This is a genomic window from Neobacillus sp. plas4 (genome assembly GCF_057221695.1).
Map to the genome: position 1 here is coordinate 5,671,285 of NZ_CM170152.1, position 15,966 is coordinate 5,687,250.

At 38.8% G+C, this 15,966-nt stretch carries 16 protein-coding genes; 5 read left to right on the forward strand and 11 right to left on the reverse strand.

Going from position 1 to position 15,966, the window contains the following annotated elements; genetic code table 11:
• Positions 1-88: 88 nt before the first annotated feature.
• Entirely contained in the window at positions 89-805 is a 717-nt protein-coding gene (gene deoD / locus AC2TFD_RS28265; RefSeq protein WP_335513013.1) for a purine-nucleoside phosphorylase, read from the reverse strand.
• A 255-nt stretch (positions 806-1,060) separates the two neighbouring features.
• Between deoD and AC2TFD_RS28270 the strand changes: the two genes are divergently transcribed.
• Complete coding sequence (locus AC2TFD_RS28270) at positions 1,061-1,906, forward strand: MBL fold metallo-hydrolase (RefSeq protein WP_484674471.1); 846 nt, start codon at positions 1,061-1,063, stop codon at positions 1,904-1,906.
• A 69-nt stretch (positions 1,907-1,975) separates the two neighbouring features.
• Here the strand turns inward: AC2TFD_RS28270 and AC2TFD_RS28275 are convergent, their stop codons facing one another.
• On the reverse strand, positions 1,976-2,149 hold the full coding sequence (locus tag AC2TFD_RS28275; protein ID WP_335513009.1) for an asparagine synthase: 174 nt from the start codon (positions 2,147-2,149) through the stop codon (positions 1,976-1,978).
• Between the two features lie 601 nt (positions 2,150-2,750).
• Between AC2TFD_RS28275 and AC2TFD_RS28280 the strand changes: the two genes are divergently transcribed.
• Entirely contained in the window at positions 2,751-2,969 is a 219-nt protein-coding gene (locus AC2TFD_RS28280; RefSeq protein WP_335513008.1) for a spore germination protein, read from the forward strand.
• A gap of 139 nt (positions 2,970-3,108) precedes the next feature.
• Here the strand turns inward: AC2TFD_RS28280 and AC2TFD_RS28285 are convergent, their stop codons facing one another.
• Positions 3,109-3,645: an ABC transporter permease gene (locus tag AC2TFD_RS28285; protein WP_484674472.1), complete on the reverse strand. Its 537-nt coding sequence runs from the start codon at positions 3,643-3,645 to the stop codon at positions 3,109-3,111.
• 99 nt (positions 3,646-3,744) lie between these two features.
• Between AC2TFD_RS28285 and AC2TFD_RS28290 the strand changes: the two genes are divergently transcribed.
• On the forward strand, positions 3,745-4,440 hold the full coding sequence (locus AC2TFD_RS28290) for a cobalamin B12-binding domain-containing protein (RefSeq protein ID WP_484676379.1): 696 nt from the start codon (positions 3,745-3,747) through the stop codon (positions 4,438-4,440).
• A gap of 15 nt (positions 4,441-4,455) precedes the next feature.
• Positions 4,456-5,415, forward strand: a complete 960-nt coding sequence (locus tag AC2TFD_RS28295; protein WP_484674473.1) for a YbgA family protein — start codon at positions 4,456-4,458, stop codon at positions 5,413-5,415.
• 118 nt (positions 5,416-5,533) lie between these two features.
• Here AC2TFD_RS28295 and AC2TFD_RS28300 read toward each other — a convergent pair whose 3' ends face one another.
• The gene (locus AC2TFD_RS28300; protein ID WP_484674474.1) at positions 5,534-7,459 is read right to left on the reverse strand and encodes a heavy metal translocating P-type ATPase; all 1,926 of its coding nucleotides are present in this window, start codon (positions 7,457-7,459) and stop codon (positions 5,534-5,536) included.
• Between the two features lie 408 nt (positions 7,460-7,867).
• On the opposite strand from AC2TFD_RS28300, the gene AC2TFD_RS28305 reads away from it, so the two are divergent.
• Positions 7,868-9,202: an Nramp family divalent metal transporter gene (locus AC2TFD_RS28305; protein WP_484674475.1), complete on the forward strand. Its 1,335-nt coding sequence runs from the start codon at positions 7,868-7,870 to the stop codon at positions 9,200-9,202.
• A 120-nt stretch (positions 9,203-9,322) separates the two neighbouring features.
• Here the strand turns inward: AC2TFD_RS28305 and ndk are convergent, their stop codons facing one another.
• The 7 genes from ndk to AC2TFD_RS28340 all read right to left on the reverse strand — a co-directional run bounded on the left by ndk (position 9,323) and on the right by AC2TFD_RS28340 (position 15,914).
• The gene (gene ndk / locus AC2TFD_RS28310; protein ID WP_484676380.1) at positions 9,323-9,778 is read right to left on the reverse strand and encodes a nucleoside-diphosphate kinase; all 456 of its coding nucleotides are present in this window, start codon (positions 9,776-9,778) and stop codon (positions 9,323-9,325) included.
• 260 nt (positions 9,779-10,038) lie between these two features.
• On the reverse strand, positions 10,039-10,521 hold the full coding sequence (locus tag AC2TFD_RS28315; protein ID WP_484674476.1) for a nucleoside deaminase: 483 nt from the start codon (positions 10,519-10,521) through the stop codon (positions 10,039-10,041).
• A 317-nt stretch (positions 10,522-10,838) separates the two neighbouring features.
• Positions 10,839-11,615: an REP-associated tyrosine transposase gene (locus tag AC2TFD_RS28320; protein ID WP_484674477.1), complete on the reverse strand. Its 777-nt coding sequence runs from the start codon at positions 11,613-11,615 to the stop codon at positions 10,839-10,841.
• 780 nt (positions 11,616-12,395) lie between these two features.
• Positions 12,396-12,917 (reverse strand): cupin domain-containing protein, encoded by a 522-nt coding sequence (locus AC2TFD_RS28325; protein WP_484674478.1) that lies wholly within the window; start codon positions 12,915-12,917, stop codon positions 12,396-12,398.
• A gap of 216 nt (positions 12,918-13,133) precedes the next feature.
• Positions 13,134-15,125 carry an NAD-binding protein gene (locus AC2TFD_RS28330; protein ID WP_484674479.1) on the reverse strand — a complete coding sequence of 664 codons (1,992 nt, stop codon included), beginning with the start codon at positions 15,123-15,125 and terminating at the stop codon, positions 13,134-13,136.
• A gap of 6 nt (positions 15,126-15,131) precedes the next feature.
• A complete protein-coding gene (locus AC2TFD_RS28335) occupies positions 15,132-15,428 on the reverse strand; it encodes a RyR domain-containing protein (protein WP_484674480.1) in 297 nt (98 codons plus the stop codon).
• 114 nt (positions 15,429-15,542) lie between these two features.
• Positions 15,543-15,914: a hypothetical protein gene (locus AC2TFD_RS28340; protein ID WP_484674481.1), complete on the reverse strand. Its 372-nt coding sequence runs from the start codon at positions 15,912-15,914 to the stop codon at positions 15,543-15,545.
• Between the last annotated feature and the right edge of the window lie 52 nt (positions 15,915-15,966).

The following is a 15,966-nucleotide window of genomic DNA, read 5'->3' on the forward strand; positions in this document are numbered from 1 at the left end:
TATAGATAGTATCAAGCTTCCTTCACGTCAAGTGGAGCAAAGGAGGCTTGTCTACCACGTTTATTTTCTACATAAAAGGAACAAAAATTTACGCTAATTCTAATGCGATTTCCATCATTTTCGTAAAGGCAGTTTGACGTTCTTCTGTAGAAGTCTGTTCTCCTGTAATCAAATGATCACTCACCGTTAAAATACATAATGCATTTACACCAGCTTTAATCGCATTCCAATATAGGGATACGGATTCCATTTCAACGCTTAAAATCCCCATATCTTGCCATTTCTTAATAGCAGTTGGATCAGCACTATAGAATACATCGCTTGATAAGATGTTTCCAATATGAACTTTCTGTCCTTTTTCATCCGCTGCTTTTTTCGCTTTTTCTAAAAGTTCGAAAGAAGCAGTTAATGGAAATTGTCCAGGTAAATTAAATTGTTGGCCAAAATTGGAATCTGTTGCGGATCCCATCCCTAAAATAACATCATATAAATTAATGTTTTCTTGCATGGCACCACAAGTACCAATTCTGATTAAGTTTTTAACGCCAAAAACATTGATTAATTCCCAAGAATAGATCCCCATGCTTGGTGCACCCATTCCAGTGCCCATTACAGAGATTTTCTTCCCTTTGTAAGTGCCTGTATAGCCTAACATTCCTCGTACTTCGTTAAAACACTCAACATTTTCTAAGAAAGTTTCCGCAATAAACTTAGCGCGTAAAGGATCCCCAGGTAACAGTACCGTTTCAGCTATTTCTACACCGTTTGGTTTAATATGAGGTGTTTCTTTTGTATTGACCATCATTTCATTTGCTCCTTTAGTAGAAGATATTGTTTTTTAGACATGTCTATTTTTTATACAAGTTAAAAATAGCACACCTTTTTATTTCACGCAAGCACTTTCAGGAAAAAGACCAAAGGGACGGTTCTGGTGGTTTTTTCCTGCTCAATTGTTGAGTAAGAAAAGCCGGGAGAACCGTCCCTCTGGCGACTTTGATATTCCTATTTTCAATAGGTATAATGGGGACATTCTATAAAAATTACGAGAGAAGGCATTAAAATGTTAAAGCAACTAACAAATAAAGTGTTTTATATGCCGCATTATTCAGAAACGGATCGTCCTGCATTGGGGTTAATTTGCGGGGATAATTTTAGTGTCATCGTTGACTCCGGGAATTCTCCAGCACATGCACGGGATTTTCTCGAGTTAGTAGACAAAATGGATGCACCGCCTGTGAAGTTTGTGGTCCTTACCCACTGGCATTGGGATCATATTTTTGGGATGGACACGATGGGATACGTAGCCATTAGCCATGAGGCGACGAAGAATAAGTTAGCGTATTTAAAAACACTTCAATGGGATGATGCCTCATTAGATGCAAGAGTGGAAACAGGGGAAGAAATTGAGTTTTGTCGAGACATGATAAAACGGGAAATGCCTAACCGGGATTATTTGAAGTTGAAGGTGCCAGATCTTACCTTTACAAATAAAATTGAAATTGATTTGGGTGGCGTGACCTGTGTAGTTGAGCATGTTGGAGGTGTCCATGCGCAGGATTCCTCTATCATTTATATTCCAGATGAAAAAATTATGTTTTTAGGAGATTGTATTTATCAGGACTTTTATAGCGGCGAATGGAGCTATGACCTAGAGGAACTGGTGATTCTTTTAGACAAAATAAAAAAATACGAAGTCGATATGTATGTAACCGGGCACCAAAATCCAAAAACGCGCGAAGAAATGTGGAGTTTCTTTGATGATCTAACGAACATCGGGGAAATCGTGGACAAAGAAGTCTCTTTTGATAAGGCTGTCGCTAGATTTACCGAGGTGCGAAAGGAAAGCCCCAATGAAGAACAACTCGAGTATATTCAAAACTTTGTTAATGGAAACCAGAAGAAATGAAAGAAGGACAGTGCGCCTAGCACACTGTCCTTCTTTACAGCGTTACTTTAGCGAGTTCTGCCCCACTATTCAACGTCGATGTTCCACAAGATCGATGGCCCCTAACACAATGTGAGCAAGACCGAATCCGAAAATCGTATTTGCTATCATTTTGTTGGAACCTCGTTTTTGTTTTAAGGCATATCCAGTTGCTGTTACCGCCGTACCTAATACCGTTGGAATCAAGCCCTCGCGAATATCCATGAATATCCCTCCACATCGAATTTGTGGTGTATAAACACCAACTAATACTTTTCCCTTTTCACTCATTAATTATTATTAAATGATAAGGGAATCTTGCACACAAGTTGCAAAAAAGCCTCTCCTTTGCATACAAAGTTTTCACTTTTTACTAGATCCTCTTTACGACAAGTTTCTTTACCAACCAGGGGGATAAACTCAGGCTTAACAGCATTTATAGCCTTTTTAATCAATCGATTGGTTAACACGAATTTAACTAATTAAATGTTTGACTAAATCATGGATAACCCATCCTATCATTGAACTTTTGCCTGTTTTCATCAAAAATAATTGTAAAATAATGTCTGTGACTTTTAGAAATTATCTTCAAAATAGACAATAAAAACTAATAAAATACAATTTTCCGCAAATACAAATAAGTAAAATTACCAATTAATCGTTTAATTAGTTTGAGTAAAAATCCAGTAACATTAAGGGTTTCCCCTAAATAAGGAATTGCAAGAATTGGCATTAAAAAGCCAGGAGAACCGTCCCCCTGGTTCCATAGCACCATATGTGGGAATGTTACATACATTGAATTATTAAACGGTAAAGGATGTTCTGTATGACCACTCTTCCAGGGGGCTTAAAGATTGATAACGTCAGTGGCGGTATAATCAATTTTGGCGGTACGTTATTCATCTCCCCAAAAAGTTCAGCAAAAACATTTGTTGGTTCCGGTTCCGATAATACAGGAATCCAAAACAACACCTTCAGTGGACAAAGTTCAACCACCACCCTCGACTCCGACGTTGTCGATCAGCCCATTGTCAAAGATTATTGACTTCAACTAGGATCCACCCTAACTTCGAAGAACCAGCCTGATTCAAACTGAATCAGGCTGGCTTTTTTATATTTTCTCCTTGAACCTTTGAACTTCGTCCTATTCTTGCAGGTGTGATCCCAATTCGTTTCATAAAACCCTACCCTCTGCTCACAGCTTGCCGAGCACTAAAAGCAGCAAAACTGATGGTAGCAGTGCAGAATAAAATAATTACAATAAAAGCCTTCCAAATATCACTACCACCCCAGCCATTGATCATTACGGCACGCATGCCTTCAAAGACATAGGTCGTCGGATTGATTAATGCGGCTGTTTTTAGCCAGCTTGCCTCGATTAACTCATAAGGGACAAAGGTCGTGCTCAGGAATAATAGCGGAAAGAAAATAAAGGTTCCTGCCTGTGCAGCTTGAGCATTTTTCGTTCGAAGTGCAAATCCAACAGAATAACCCGCAAACGTAAGGCCCCATCCCACTGCGAGAAGAAGTACAACGACAACCCCTCCGAAGCCTGTTACCACTTTTAGACCCATGATAAATCCAATGAGCAATATGAGAATCGTTTGAGCAAGAAGTTGAAGCATCCCTGCAATAATTGGACCCAAAACAATGGCAAGTCGCGAGGCAGGTGTCAACAAAAGTCGAGAAAAATAGCCGTTTTCCAACAAAATAGATACCATTTAGTCAATCCTATACGAACGGAAGGCGGACACCGTTTATACAGCGAAAAGGATATAGAAATTTTAACATGGTTAAAAAAGCAAACAACAGAGAATCATATGAAAATTAGTGAGGCTGTCCAACTTTTAAATCAGTCGACATCCAAGTCTATTGAATCCCCATCTAATAGCCGATCCTATGAGGACATAAAAACAACATTGTATCAGGCGCTCATTGAAATGAATACTCAAGAAGCGAACAACATCATTGAATTAGCTTTTTCTTTATTCGAATACGAAGATGTCTTTCATCACATTTTGGCAGAAATACTTTATCAAATTGGTGATGACTGGGAGAATGGCAAGATTACTGTCGATCACGAACACTTTGCCTCTCAATTCGTCATTAACCGGTTTGCTCAGTTTTTAAGAATCCTGCCTGTAAACAAGTCGCTGCCCAAAATATTAGCCTTTTGTCCTGAGGGCGAAGACCATCATATTGGACTGAAGCTGTTTAGCCTATTCCTGCGAAAAAAAGGAAATGAAGTGATTTATTTAGGACCGAATACCCCTTTCGATGGTGTATTGGATTTAATTGAAACCCAGAAACTTTCTATCATTGCCATTTCCATGACCAATTCCGCTCCTTTAGTGAGAGTAGAAAAATGGATTCAAACCTGTTTAGAAACGAATACCAATCTGAAGTTCGCCATCGGTGGTAAAGGTGTTCTAAGAAATCATCGAACAGATACACCATCGGTTTCTTATTTGACGGATTCAAATTGGGAATCATTGTATGAATCACAATTCCATTGATAAGGTGATGAATATATGAATAAACCTGTTGTTGTGGTTAGCAGATGTTTGGGCTTTGACGCCTGTCGCTTTAATGGAGATATCATTCAAGATCATTTCTTAACTAAACTAAGAGAGTATGTTGAAGTGATAACCGTTTGTCCTGAGGCAGACATTGGTTTAGGGACACCTAGAAATCCTGTCCGTCTGGTTGATTCCAAACAACAAGGTCTTCGCCTCATCCAGCCAGTTACTGGCAGAGACTTAACAGATTCTATGGTGCACTATGCGGAAACCTTTATCGAAAAAATTCACAAGCCAATTGATGGATATATATTAAAAAGTCGTTCGCCAACCTGTGGAATAAAAGATAGTAAGGTCTATTCTGAAAAAGGGACGGTTAACGGAAAAACGGCTGGGGTTTTTGCAAAAAAGATAGTGGAAAGCCAAAATCATTTGGCCATTTCTGATGAAGGAAGACTAAAGAATTATCTCATCCGGGAAAATTTCCTTACAAAACTTTTCCTGCTTGCCTCGTTTAGAGAAAGGAAAAAACAAAAAAGCATTCAGGCTCTGGTACAGTTTCAGAGTGAAAATAAATACTTATTTATGGCCTATCATCAACAAAAACAAAAAGAACTGGGACGAATCGTTTCTAATGGCGAAAATCAAAGCCTAGAGAATATTTTTGATGTATACGAACAAAAGTTACATGAACTTTTAGAACACACTCGTTCGATTAAATCAAACATAAATGTCATGCACCATATATTGGGCCATTTCTCTAAACAGCTTCTTTCGGAAGAAAAGGCATTCCTACTAACCTTAATTGAAAAATATCGTGAAAAAAAAATCCCTCTTAGCAATCCCTTAATGGTTTTAAATTCCTGGGCTGTACGTTTCAATTCCAGCTATTTGTTGGATCAAACCATTTTTCAACCCTATCCTGAACAGCTAAACGATCTCACTGATTCTGGAAAGGGTCGAGATTATTAATATCATTTTCATGTATGGAATAAAGAAGATGGAATCCATACACAACTATATAAACAGTGTAAGGTTAAAAAATATTAGAAAAAACTGATGAAGGAATTACCCCTCCATCAGCTTTTTCCTATTTTAGTAGCCTCAAACTATTCAAAATAACTAATATGGTACTTCCTTCATGCCCGATGACACCTAATGGTAAATCCACTGCTTGTAAAAAGTTTGAAGCGATCAGAAGGACGATGACACTGATGGAGAAAACGACATTCTGTTTGACAATCCGATTCATCCTTTTAGACAAGTGAATCGCTTCGGAAATCTTCGGTAAATCGTTTTTCATCAGGATGATATCTGCTGTCTCAAGAGCCACGTCCGTTCCGCCCCCCATCGCAATTCCCACATTAGCGGTTGCAAGTGCTGGAGCATCATTGATCCCGTCGCCAACCATCGCAACGTTCTCAAATCTCCCTTTTAGCTGTTTCAAATGTTCTACCTTGTTTTCCGGCAAGCATTCAGCAATGTATTCATCCACATGACTTTCACCGGAAATTACTTTCGCTGTTTTGGCGTTATCCCCCGTCAACATGATTGTATAAATGCCTTGGGCTTTTAACTGACCAATGGCAAGTATCGTTTCTTTTCGAACCCGGTCCATCAGGCCGATACATGCCACTACTTTTCCAGCCTTTTGTACAAAGACAACCGTTTTCCCCTCATCAGCCAGCCTGCTAGCAGCTTGTTCAGCAAATCGTTCAGCCGCATTTTCCCCAACAAATCCTGCCTTGCCGATTTTCCACTCTTCTTGATCAATGGTCGCTTTCACTCCCCAGCCAGCTGCATCCTCTATACTTTCTGGGTGAAGAAGGTCATCCGCTAATTTTCCCTTTGCATATTTCACAATCGCATTGGCAAGAGGATGGGTGGAGTGGCTTTCAATCGATGCCGTAATCCGTAAAATATCTTCATCATTAAGCTCATTTTGAACGATAAAATCTGTAACCTCCGGCTTTCCCTTTGTCAACGTACCCGTTTTATCAAAAGCAATAGCTTTCAAATGGCTTAAATTCTCTAAGTGAACTCCACCTTTAAAAAGAATCCCGTGCCTGGCACCATTGGAAATCGCCGATAAGGTTGCCGGCATGATGGAAGCGACAAGGGCACATGGCGAAGCCACAACCAGTAAAACCATCGCCCGGTAAAAGGTTTCTACCCAGCTCCAACCAAGTAGATAATGTGGAAGAAACATCATCACCGCTACTACAGCAAGCACTACTTTTACGTAAGTCCCTTCAAACTTTTCGATAAATAGCTGGGATGGCGCTTTTTCACTCTGAGCAGACTGAACTAACTCAATAATCTTTTGGAATAAGGTTTCGTTTGCAGGTTTCATAATTTCAACGGTAATCGAACCGTTTAAATTCACGGTTCCAGCAAGCACCTCATCTTGATTTCCTTTCGAAACAGGTATGGATTCCCCTGTAATCGCCGCCTCATCCACGGTGGTCATCCCTTTGACAATTTTCCCATCGGAAGGCACTCGTTCCCCTGGTTTGATCAGAATGAAATCACCAATCTTTAGTTCCGATACATGAACGTGTTCCTCCATTCCATCCCTGACGCGTAACGCCTCTTCAGGCTGAAGTTCCATTAACGACGAAATTTCTTTATGACTTTTGTTCATTGTATAGGTTTCTAGCGCTCCGCTTAAAGCAAAAATAAAAATGAGGATGGCCCCTTCAATCCAATATCCGATAATAGCCGATCCAATCGCTGCTAAAACCATTAGCATCTCAACATTAAGCTCTTTATTCGCAATCGTTTCTTCAATACCTTCTTTTGCTTTCGCATAGCCCCCAATGACATAAGCAAGGAGAAACAATAGAACAGACGGCACTTCAAACCCTTCCCGCTGAACTAACCATCCAAGAAAAATGAGTACTCCGCATACAATGGCTGCAATTAATTCACCATTCGCTTTTATTCTGTCCCAGAGCTTTCCTTGTAACTGTGGCTTTTTACTGTTCAGTACTTGTACTTGCGCTTCTGTTCTCATATTTTGTGTCAACCTCCATTTTCCTCAATTATTTATTAATAATATTTTTCTTTTAATAATTATTTTAATAAGGATTATATTCAAATTTTAAAAAGTTGTCAATCACAAATGAGAAAATAATTTACTAATTGAGAATAATACTCATCATTAATTCAGTATTAATAATAATTTTCATTATTCTCTTATACTAATAATGATAATTATTATTATTTATCTCACGTCTTATATCCAGAAAATAGTAATATATATTCACCTTACTCTAAAGAGTTGCTCGTGGGCAAAAATTATTTACAAATACAAGAAACAGAGTTAAAATCATCTCATAAAATATTTCGTAGCTATTTATAAAGAAAAAGTTGGTCTAATGAAATTTTTTTTACTTACTACATCTTTTGGAGGGGTGATTACATGGATTCTCAGGGCTGGTTAAAACAAAGCGCGAATGTGAGTTTAGAAGAGGTAAACAATACCGTGAGTATTCCAAGTAAAGGAGGATTTTGGCGGAAACTTCTTGCATTTATTGGACCGGGATCATTGGTTGCCGTAGGGTATGTAGACCCGGGAAACTGGGCAACTTCCATCGCCGGCGGGGCACGTTTCGGTTATACGCTGTTAATTGTCATTTTACTTTCAAATTTAATTGCCATGCTCTTGCAAGCATTATCTTCAAAACTTGGGATTGTTACAGGAAGAGATCTTGCCCAGGCAACGAGGGATGCAACAGGAATGAAAACAGCCTTTGTCCTTTGGATATTAACCGAATTAGCCATTATTGCAACCGACTTAGCAGAGGTCATTGGTTCAGCCATTGCCCTAAATTTATTATTCGGCATTCCTTTATTACTGGGGATTGCCATCACTACATTCGATGTACTGCTTCTACTCTATTTGCAAAAGAAAAGCTTTCGCATTATTGAATCCATTGTCATCGTTTTAATGGTTACCATCTTTGTTGTCTTTGCATTTGAGGTCATTTTCTCAAAACCGGAAATGGCAGCTTTATTCGGCGGGTTTGTTCCCAAAGCTGAAATTGTCACAAATCCACAAATGCTCTTTATTTCATTAGGGATTTTAGGTGCAACGGTGATGCCGCATAATTTATATTTGCATTCTTCCATCGTGCAAACCAGACAATATAAAAGGACAACAGAGGGAAAAAGAGAAGCTTTAAAATTTTCTCTTATTGATTCCACCTTTTCGTTAACCGTTGCATTTCTGATTAACTCCGCCATTTTGATTTTGGGAGCGGCCGCTTTTTATGGTACCAATTTAAATGTATCCGAAATCGAAGCAGCCTATGAATTACTTAGTCCTACGCTCGGAGTAGGGATAGCAAGTACGTTATTTGCAGTGGCCTTACTTGCATCCGGTCAAAACTCAACCATTACCGGAACGATTAGCGGGCAAATTGTGATGGAAGGATTTATTAACCTGCGAATTACACCATGGCTTCGCCGCTTGATCACACGTTTATTAGCCGTCGTTCCTGCGTTTATCGTGACCTGGGTGGCTGGCGCCAAAGGAACGGGTGAATTGCTGTTATGGAGTCAAGTCATTCTAAGTTTGGCACTTCCATTTGCTGTCATCCCTTTAGTACTCTTTACAAGCGATAAAAAGAAAATGGGCGAATTCGCCAACAAATTACCTGTGAAAATTTTGGCATGGGGATGTACCGGTGTAATCGTTGTATTGAATATTTTCCTCATTGTATATACCGTTATGACAGGTCAAAATTTTGGATAAAAGGGAAAAGCCTAATTTCTCCGTATTAAAACAGGGAAATTAGGCCTTTTTTGGATTAAACATAAGGATAGAGTGGGGAGCAACGTTAAAAATACCAGCCTATTGGCTGGTACTTAAGAATCAACTAGATTGCCTGTCTTCGAATGGAAAGTCATCCTCTAAGGTATATCTGTTCAATATACCAAAGAAATTTTCAATTTCCCGTTCTGCACTTAAGCGAGAATCTGATCCATGGATTACATTTTCTTCTTTTGTAAACGCAAAATCCCCACGGATCGTACCCGGCGCTGCTTCCAATGGACTTGTCTTTCCAATCATAAGCCGGGAAACTTCAATTATATTTTCCCCTTCCCAAACCATTGCAAAAACAGGTCCAGATGTAATAAAGTCCACTAACTCACCAAAAAACGGCTTGTCTCGGTGTTCCATATAATGGTATTCAGCTTTTGTACGGTCCACAGTCATAAGCTCTGCGTTTAATAGACTAAATCCCTTTTGTTCAAATCGCTTTATGATTTCTCCTATTAACTGTCGTTTCACTCCATCAGGCTTTACCATAATGAATGTGCGCTGCATCGCCATAAAATCACCCCTAAGTAAATATTCAACCATCAACCTAAGATCTCTTTCGAAGGATAATGATTCTATCAACAATTATGGCAACATCTCACAGATTTCAAACCTTTAGAGACCAAAGGGAGACCAAAGGGACGGTTCTGGTGGTTTTTTTCCTGCTGAATTGTTTAGTAAAAAAAGCCGGGAGAACCGTCCCCAAGGTCCCCCGATATATTTTATCATCTATGGCATATCAGCTTTAACTTCAGGGCGCGATATCTTCAACGTCTCCTTGCGTAAAACCGCTGATGGAGTTGACGAACTTGCTCCGCTAGTTCCGGAACAGGGCCATCAATTGTGGTATCCCGAATAACATCTTGAATGGGAAGATTTCGAACGCGCGATGGAGCAACCCCCATTTCACTCAACCATTGTACCAGCTGTTCGGACGAACTTGCATATACAATCCGACCTAAACCAGCCCAGCCGTGGGCTGCAGCGCACATAGGGCAATGTTCGCCCGAGGTATATACTGTCGCCTTTCCTCTTTCTTCAGTTGTCATGTTCCCGGCTGCCCATCGCGCCAAAGTAAACTCTGGGTGCTGGGTATGGTCACCATCTGCAACGTGGTTATGGTCTTCTGCAAGTACGTCTCCGTTGGCAGAGACAAGAACTGAACCAAATGGCTCATCACCTTTCTCTAGCGCAGTTTTTGCTAGTTCAATACATCGTCGCAGGTGCTTTAAATCTAAATCACTTATCATAATTGAAACCTCCTCAGCCTATATTATTTTTTCATCAATATTTCAGGGGTGCCGCAGGGACGGTTCTCATGGTTCGATTAAAGGAAAATAATTGTCAATGATAAATACTGAAAACATTAATGGCTACTACATTGTTAAAAAACTTTTCTTCGAGAACCTTGAAGAGGTATAGCAAAATTGCTTCCCACATTGATATATAACCATGTATCATCTATATCCTAGTTTTCATTTATACACATTCCTGTCACTAACTGAAGGTGAACATCATTATATCCTAATACCATAATAAAAGGCCATCAGAACCGTCCCCACGGTCTTCACGCCTTAGAGATAAGTGTTCGTGAGACGCCTAAGATCCTTGATAGTTGGCGTTGTGACATGTCTTTGTTTTGTTTTGCCTTTTTAAGGATTTCATTTCTTTTGAGTTTTGGTAAACTTTTAACTTGGGCGATTTCAATTCCATCTAACAGTTTCTTAATCTTTTCCCTTGCTTCAATATCCGTTAATTTTCTTTCAGCCATATGGTCATCTAGACACTGATCCTGATTGACGCTTTCATTAAATTCTTTGAATCTTTCCCTAGCTGCAATGTTTTCCTCCGAAAACTTTCCCAAAATGAATGTAGAATCCAAGAGTTCCTTTCCCTCATTACAAATTCCGTAATAATATCGGCAGCTGCTCCACCTCCATTCATCCACCCTTTTGACGATACCTGCTTTAAGTGGATTTTGATGAATGTATCTTACTACAGTTAATAAATACCGGAGATTTTCAACATTCTCACTCCTGAACCTGTCCTGAAAAAGATGCCCTGACGTTCCGTACTTCCCGTTATAGTACAAGACAAAACTTACACCTATACGTTTCATTGTGGTCGAAATTTCTTCATTGCCTTCTCGTAACAACAGGTGTACATGATTACTCATCAAACACCAGCCGTAAATCTTCACGTTGGTTTGCAACTTATATTTATGCAATAAATCGAGAAATCTTGAACAATCCTCATCATCGTGGAAGATTTCCTGTCTATTAGCACCTCTTAGCATAATATGATAAATTCCGCTTCCGCATTTCACTCTGGCTCTTCGAGGCATCTTAATCACCTGAAGGAAACATCGCTCTACTCTTTTGCTCTATTTCCCTATTTACTGTTTCTATTAATTCCATTCAAGCTTCTCCCTTGCATTTATTTGGATGAGTCGCAAGTTGCTTATGCTTATCTATCTTCCTTAATTTGTGCGGTCTCTATAAGAGCCACATCCGATATCGATCCTTCCTCATTTAAATCTAGCTAAACGGATAATCTTTATTTGCACATGGGTACTAAGACCTTACTTAATTGCCATACTGTTGCTGTCTTCCAGTTCAAAGAGAATCGCCAATTAGTATTTCAAGCGATCTTCTATTTTTCAAAAAAAATAATTGTAGGTAGATGGTTGTGAATATTACTATCGAGTAAAGTGGTAATAGTTCGAAAGATGATTTAGATGGGGGAGTAAAATTGAACATGCTCTCGCTAAGGCTAAGACGGGTCTAAAATCAGTCGATGGCAAAAAAATAGCAGACGGGTCTCTTATACATGGGAAAGAAAATATGTATTCGTGGTTAAAAAACACGCGTGGTAATCTTTAGTAGAATTAGTAAGGAAGAAACGATTTATATCAAACTTATCATACACCAATTTACAAATTACTTCATTCAATTCTTCTGTGAAAATAAAAAACTCTTTGGCTAAGAGCTTCTCTCAGCCACGGTGTGAATTCAATTGGTCCGATTTCACAAACCTTAAAATGGTTCAACCATCAACACCGACCACATTGTGTGATGGCTGATACCATTAATTAATAAAACATTAGAACCATCCCCACGGACCTCTATTCCGGAATTACTTCATATGCAAGCTTAATAATAACATCCTTGTATTTGGGATATTTTGCCAAGAGATCAGCCTGTGTGAACAATTCAAAGTCCTGAAACTCAAAGCCTGGTGAAACCATACATCCTACTAAAGAAAATGTGTCGTCACCCATAACGGACGATCCAAAGATAGAATTTTTCGGAACTAACGCTTGTGGCACTTCTCCTTGATCCAAGTCTAATCCTAATTTAATCTCTTTATATTCCCCATTCTCATCAATAATATGAACCGTTAATGGACTTCCTGCGTGATAATACCATAGCTCATCGGATTTCAAACGATGAAAATGAGATACGTCATTTGAAGTTAAGAGAAAGTAAATACTTGTATAAAGCCTGCGCTTCCCTTCAAAATTCACTGTTAATTCTTGATCAGAGGTCCTTTCCTCTGATGCAAATGTACTTTTATAATATCCACCTTCTGGATGTGGTTCCAGCCCAAGCTTTGATACAAAATATTGAGGATCCATATTATCCATAGTAAAATACCTCCTGCTACAAAAGGTTTGTGGCTTTTAGCTTACCAAACATACAATCATATAATCAAATAGTCTGAAGCCAGGGGATAGTTCGAAGCCGCTGAGCCAATTTTTTAAAAAAACTGCTGGTTTTTTCAATAATATGGTAAGCATGTGAAGTTAAAGGTAGGATATGTTTTCAGTGGCTTCGAACGGTTCTCATGGTTCCTAATAAGGTTAGTTTGGACCACAAGAACCGTCCCCCTGGTTTTTCCCCTGTTTTTTTACAATCCTATATCCACCCATCTGCATGGTTTGATAAAGTTCCAACACGACATCACTGTCATATTTTTGATAGTCTTCGCCTGTTATTTCTTCGATTTTCTTCAGGTCATCATAGGAGACTAAACAAGCATGAAGCCTTTTGTCAGGGTCTTTCGTTTTCCCATCAACAATTTCTTCAAGAATGTCCCACCCTCTAAGAAAATGGAAAGCATTCCAACGGTGATGTTCAGCGGCCCCTAGTAACGTAAGGTGTTCCTGCGCTGCTGCGATGTACTCTTCTGGTGTTAAGGCTTTATGACCGCTTTTCTCTATTTCACCTGCAGGAACTGCCTTTAACCCCATAAGCATAAGCTTTACTTCAGCATGATTGAGCTGATTCCGATTGGATTCTTTTAAGAAGGTTGAAAGTTGGTCCCACGTTCCCTGTTTCTTTTTCGCCCCCTCTTCCTTGCTCTTTCGATAAGCTTCATGAATATTTTTTGCGCGATCCTCCAATTGGTCATTGACAACATAATCATAAGTCAATATTTCCTCATAGTTTCCAAAAAGATAAAGCTTGTTAAACTTCTCTGTGTTTGTGTGCAGCCAGTGACTGATTTGGGCTTTTTCACTTAATTTTAAGTAAATCGGGAGGTGAGGTATCGTTTTGCCAAGCTGAATGCCTGCTTTAAGATCGTCAAAATCATCTTTTAAACAAACAAAAATATGCGTGTAGGCTGCTTCTGCAGCATGGACATAATCATCAATCGAATCGGTATCAATATCAATCGTATAAAACGTTAAGTCTGCGACCCTTTTACTTTTTGGATAGTTATCATACCATTCTTTTTTTACTTTCTCGGCATGCTTATCCAAAATAGTTATTTTGAGTTGTGCAGAATTTATATAATGTGCCCGTTCTATTGCCTGAAGTGCTAAATGTTGACCGGTTTGGCCAAATCCAATAAATAATAAATGCAATGCTTCTCCGTTTGGATTCCGAAGTCGTTCTTCATATCCCTCATGAAGCGGGTATTCATTAAAGAGTTTTTCTGCCACTACCTTTTGTAAATTAAATGGTTTAACAGGAAGATAGTCTGCCCGGTTCGTTTTTAGGGAGAGATCTGTTTCGATTTCTTCAAACAGCTCATAGGATTGGTGATAAGCTAAATGTACGATCACCTGCTTTAAACTCAGTGATACACCAGTTTCCTTGACAAATTCATTTAATGCGAGTATTTCATTTAAATTCTTTGAATCTTCTTCATTAAAAATAATAAAATACTCGGCACTAGATAATTTGCATTTTTTATATAAAGAGGTACTTCCTTGTTTTCCAATCAATAAAATAACTCCTAACTCACGTAAATACGTCATTTGTGATTCAGAGATTTCTTCTACGATCAAAACAACCTTTTTCTGTTGTTTGCGCAGGTTCTCTATCAACACTTTGCTTTTATGATGATAACCAGAAATAACGATATGATTTCCAAAGATCCGATATAAAACTAGTTTGAAAGATTGATTGAAAAACAAATAAATTAATGAAAATAAAGTTGAAATTGTGTAGGCAGCAGCCGTCCAGCGCGCAATCTCAATGGCAAGCGGGTAGGTTGTGAATTTACTGGCTGATTTTGAGAAAACAGGGTCTACATCTAGCAGGAACAGACGAAACGTTGAATACAATGCATTTGTAATTGAATAATCTTCGATTGCGTGAAATTTAAATCCGTATACTCCTGAAGTGACCGCAACAATAAATAATAATAACTGTATGCGGTTATTTTTAAGGATCTGGAAATAAAAAATAAACCAATATCCGCATAGGACTATCGTAACCATCGTTGCTAAGAAGAGATTGGGCGTCCTTGTTTCCAGATGAAATCCCCATAAAAGAGCAACAATTATTAGAGTAAATAGGCTATAGAAAAGGACAGAGGCATGCGTATGAATGATTTTTTTCACTTTTCCCTATTCCTTTCGAATGTCTTTTTCAATTTTAAATCCTAATGATAAAATCACTTTTAACGTTTCCATTGCTGTGTTACGATCATAATCTTTGTCTTCTTCCGTTAACTCTTCATATGGAACGAGATTCGGATGCATCTTTTTGCGATCGCTCCGCTCTGGTCCATAGGTCCATCCTTGTTCTATTCTTTGTGATGCCCAGACCTCATGAATATTTTTGGCTAATTCCTCCTTGAGTTCCAGAACTTCTACCGGTAACCCAATTCCCGAAGTCACAATCGGTTCTGGTTTATACGTCATTACCCCCACCCTTTCTGTGCCAAAGGGACGGTTCTGATGGTTCCGAATAAGGTTCTATGGACCACTAGAACCGTCCCCATGGTTTCCGTTTCCCCCTGGTTTCCCCTTGGTTTCTTATCTCCACCGCTTAGCCAAAAAAATGCCTAAGACTATGGAAAATAACGATAGATAGAATCCAATTCCCGATACTACATAATTTGTTCCACCTAGAATAAACAGCGCTGCTCCCGCAATGAAGCCTGTAATACTCAAACCTTTCAATATGGAATGAGATTGTTGACTCTTTTTCGCTCGTTTGATGTACTGCATTCGTACAAATTTTTTTCCTAAATAAAAATTCTTCAGACGAAATAAGCCATATAAGATTGCCATGGCAAGGAGAAAATTAAGAACGGTCTGGAGTCCGAAGTCACCAAATATCATGGCAAGAAAAAACATTCCTATTACGATAAAAATAGAATTAATCAATAAAGATAGAAATCTCAAGTTTAAACGCCCCTAACTCTCTTTACCTATTACATCATTTGATTTACGATAA

Excerpts from the sequence above, each read along its gene's own strand:
- AC2TFD_RS28305 (WP_484674475.1), top strand. The coding sequence starts at position 7,868 with ATGGATTCTCAGGGCTGGTTAAAACAAAGCGCGAATGTGAGTTTAGAA.
- AC2TFD_RS28280 (WP_335513008.1), top strand. The coding sequence starts at position 2,751 with ATGACCACTCTTCCAGGGGGCTTAAAGATTGATAACGTCAGTGGCGGT.
- AC2TFD_RS28285 (WP_484674472.1), bottom strand. The coding sequence starts at position 3,645 with ATGGTATCTATTTTGTTGGAAAACGGCTATTTTTCTCGACTTTTGTTG.
- ndk (WP_484676380.1), bottom strand. The coding sequence starts at position 9,778 with ATGCAGCGCACATTCATTATGGTAAAGCCTGATGGAGTGAAACGACAG.
- AC2TFD_RS28275 (WP_335513009.1), bottom strand. The coding sequence starts at position 2,149 with ATGGATATTCGCGAGGGCTTGATTCCAACGGTATTAGGTACGGCGGTA.
- AC2TFD_RS28335 (WP_484674480.1), bottom strand. The coding sequence starts at position 15,428 with ATGACGTATAAACCAGAACCGATTGTGACTTCGGGAATTGGGTTACCG.
- deoD (WP_335513013.1), bottom strand. The coding sequence starts at position 805 with ATGATGGTCAATACAAAAGAAACACCTCATATTAAACCAAACGGTGTA.
- AC2TFD_RS28270 (WP_484674471.1), top strand. The coding sequence starts at position 1,061 with ATGTTAAAGCAACTAACAAATAAAGTGTTTTATATGCCGCATTATTCA.
- AC2TFD_RS28320 (WP_484674477.1), bottom strand. The coding sequence starts at position 11,615 with ATGCCTCGAAGAGCCAGAGTGAAATGCGGAAGCGGAATTTATCATATT.
- AC2TFD_RS28295 (WP_484674473.1), top strand. The coding sequence starts at position 4,456 with ATGAATAAACCTGTTGTTGTGGTTAGCAGATGTTTGGGCTTTGACGCC.
- AC2TFD_RS28290 (WP_484676379.1), top strand. The coding sequence starts at position 3,745 with ATGAAAATTAGTGAGGCTGTCCAACTTTTAAATCAGTCGACATCCAAG.
- AC2TFD_RS28300 (WP_484674474.1), bottom strand. The coding sequence starts at position 7,459 with ATGAGAACAGAAGCGCAAGTACAAGTACTGAACAGTAAAAAGCCACAG.
- AC2TFD_RS28325 (WP_484674478.1), bottom strand. The coding sequence starts at position 12,917 with ATGGATAATATGGATCCTCAATATTTTGTATCAAAGCTTGGGCTGGAA.
- AC2TFD_RS28315 (WP_484674476.1), bottom strand. The coding sequence starts at position 10,521 with ATGATAAGTGATTTAGATTTAAAGCACCTGCGACGATGTATTGAACTA.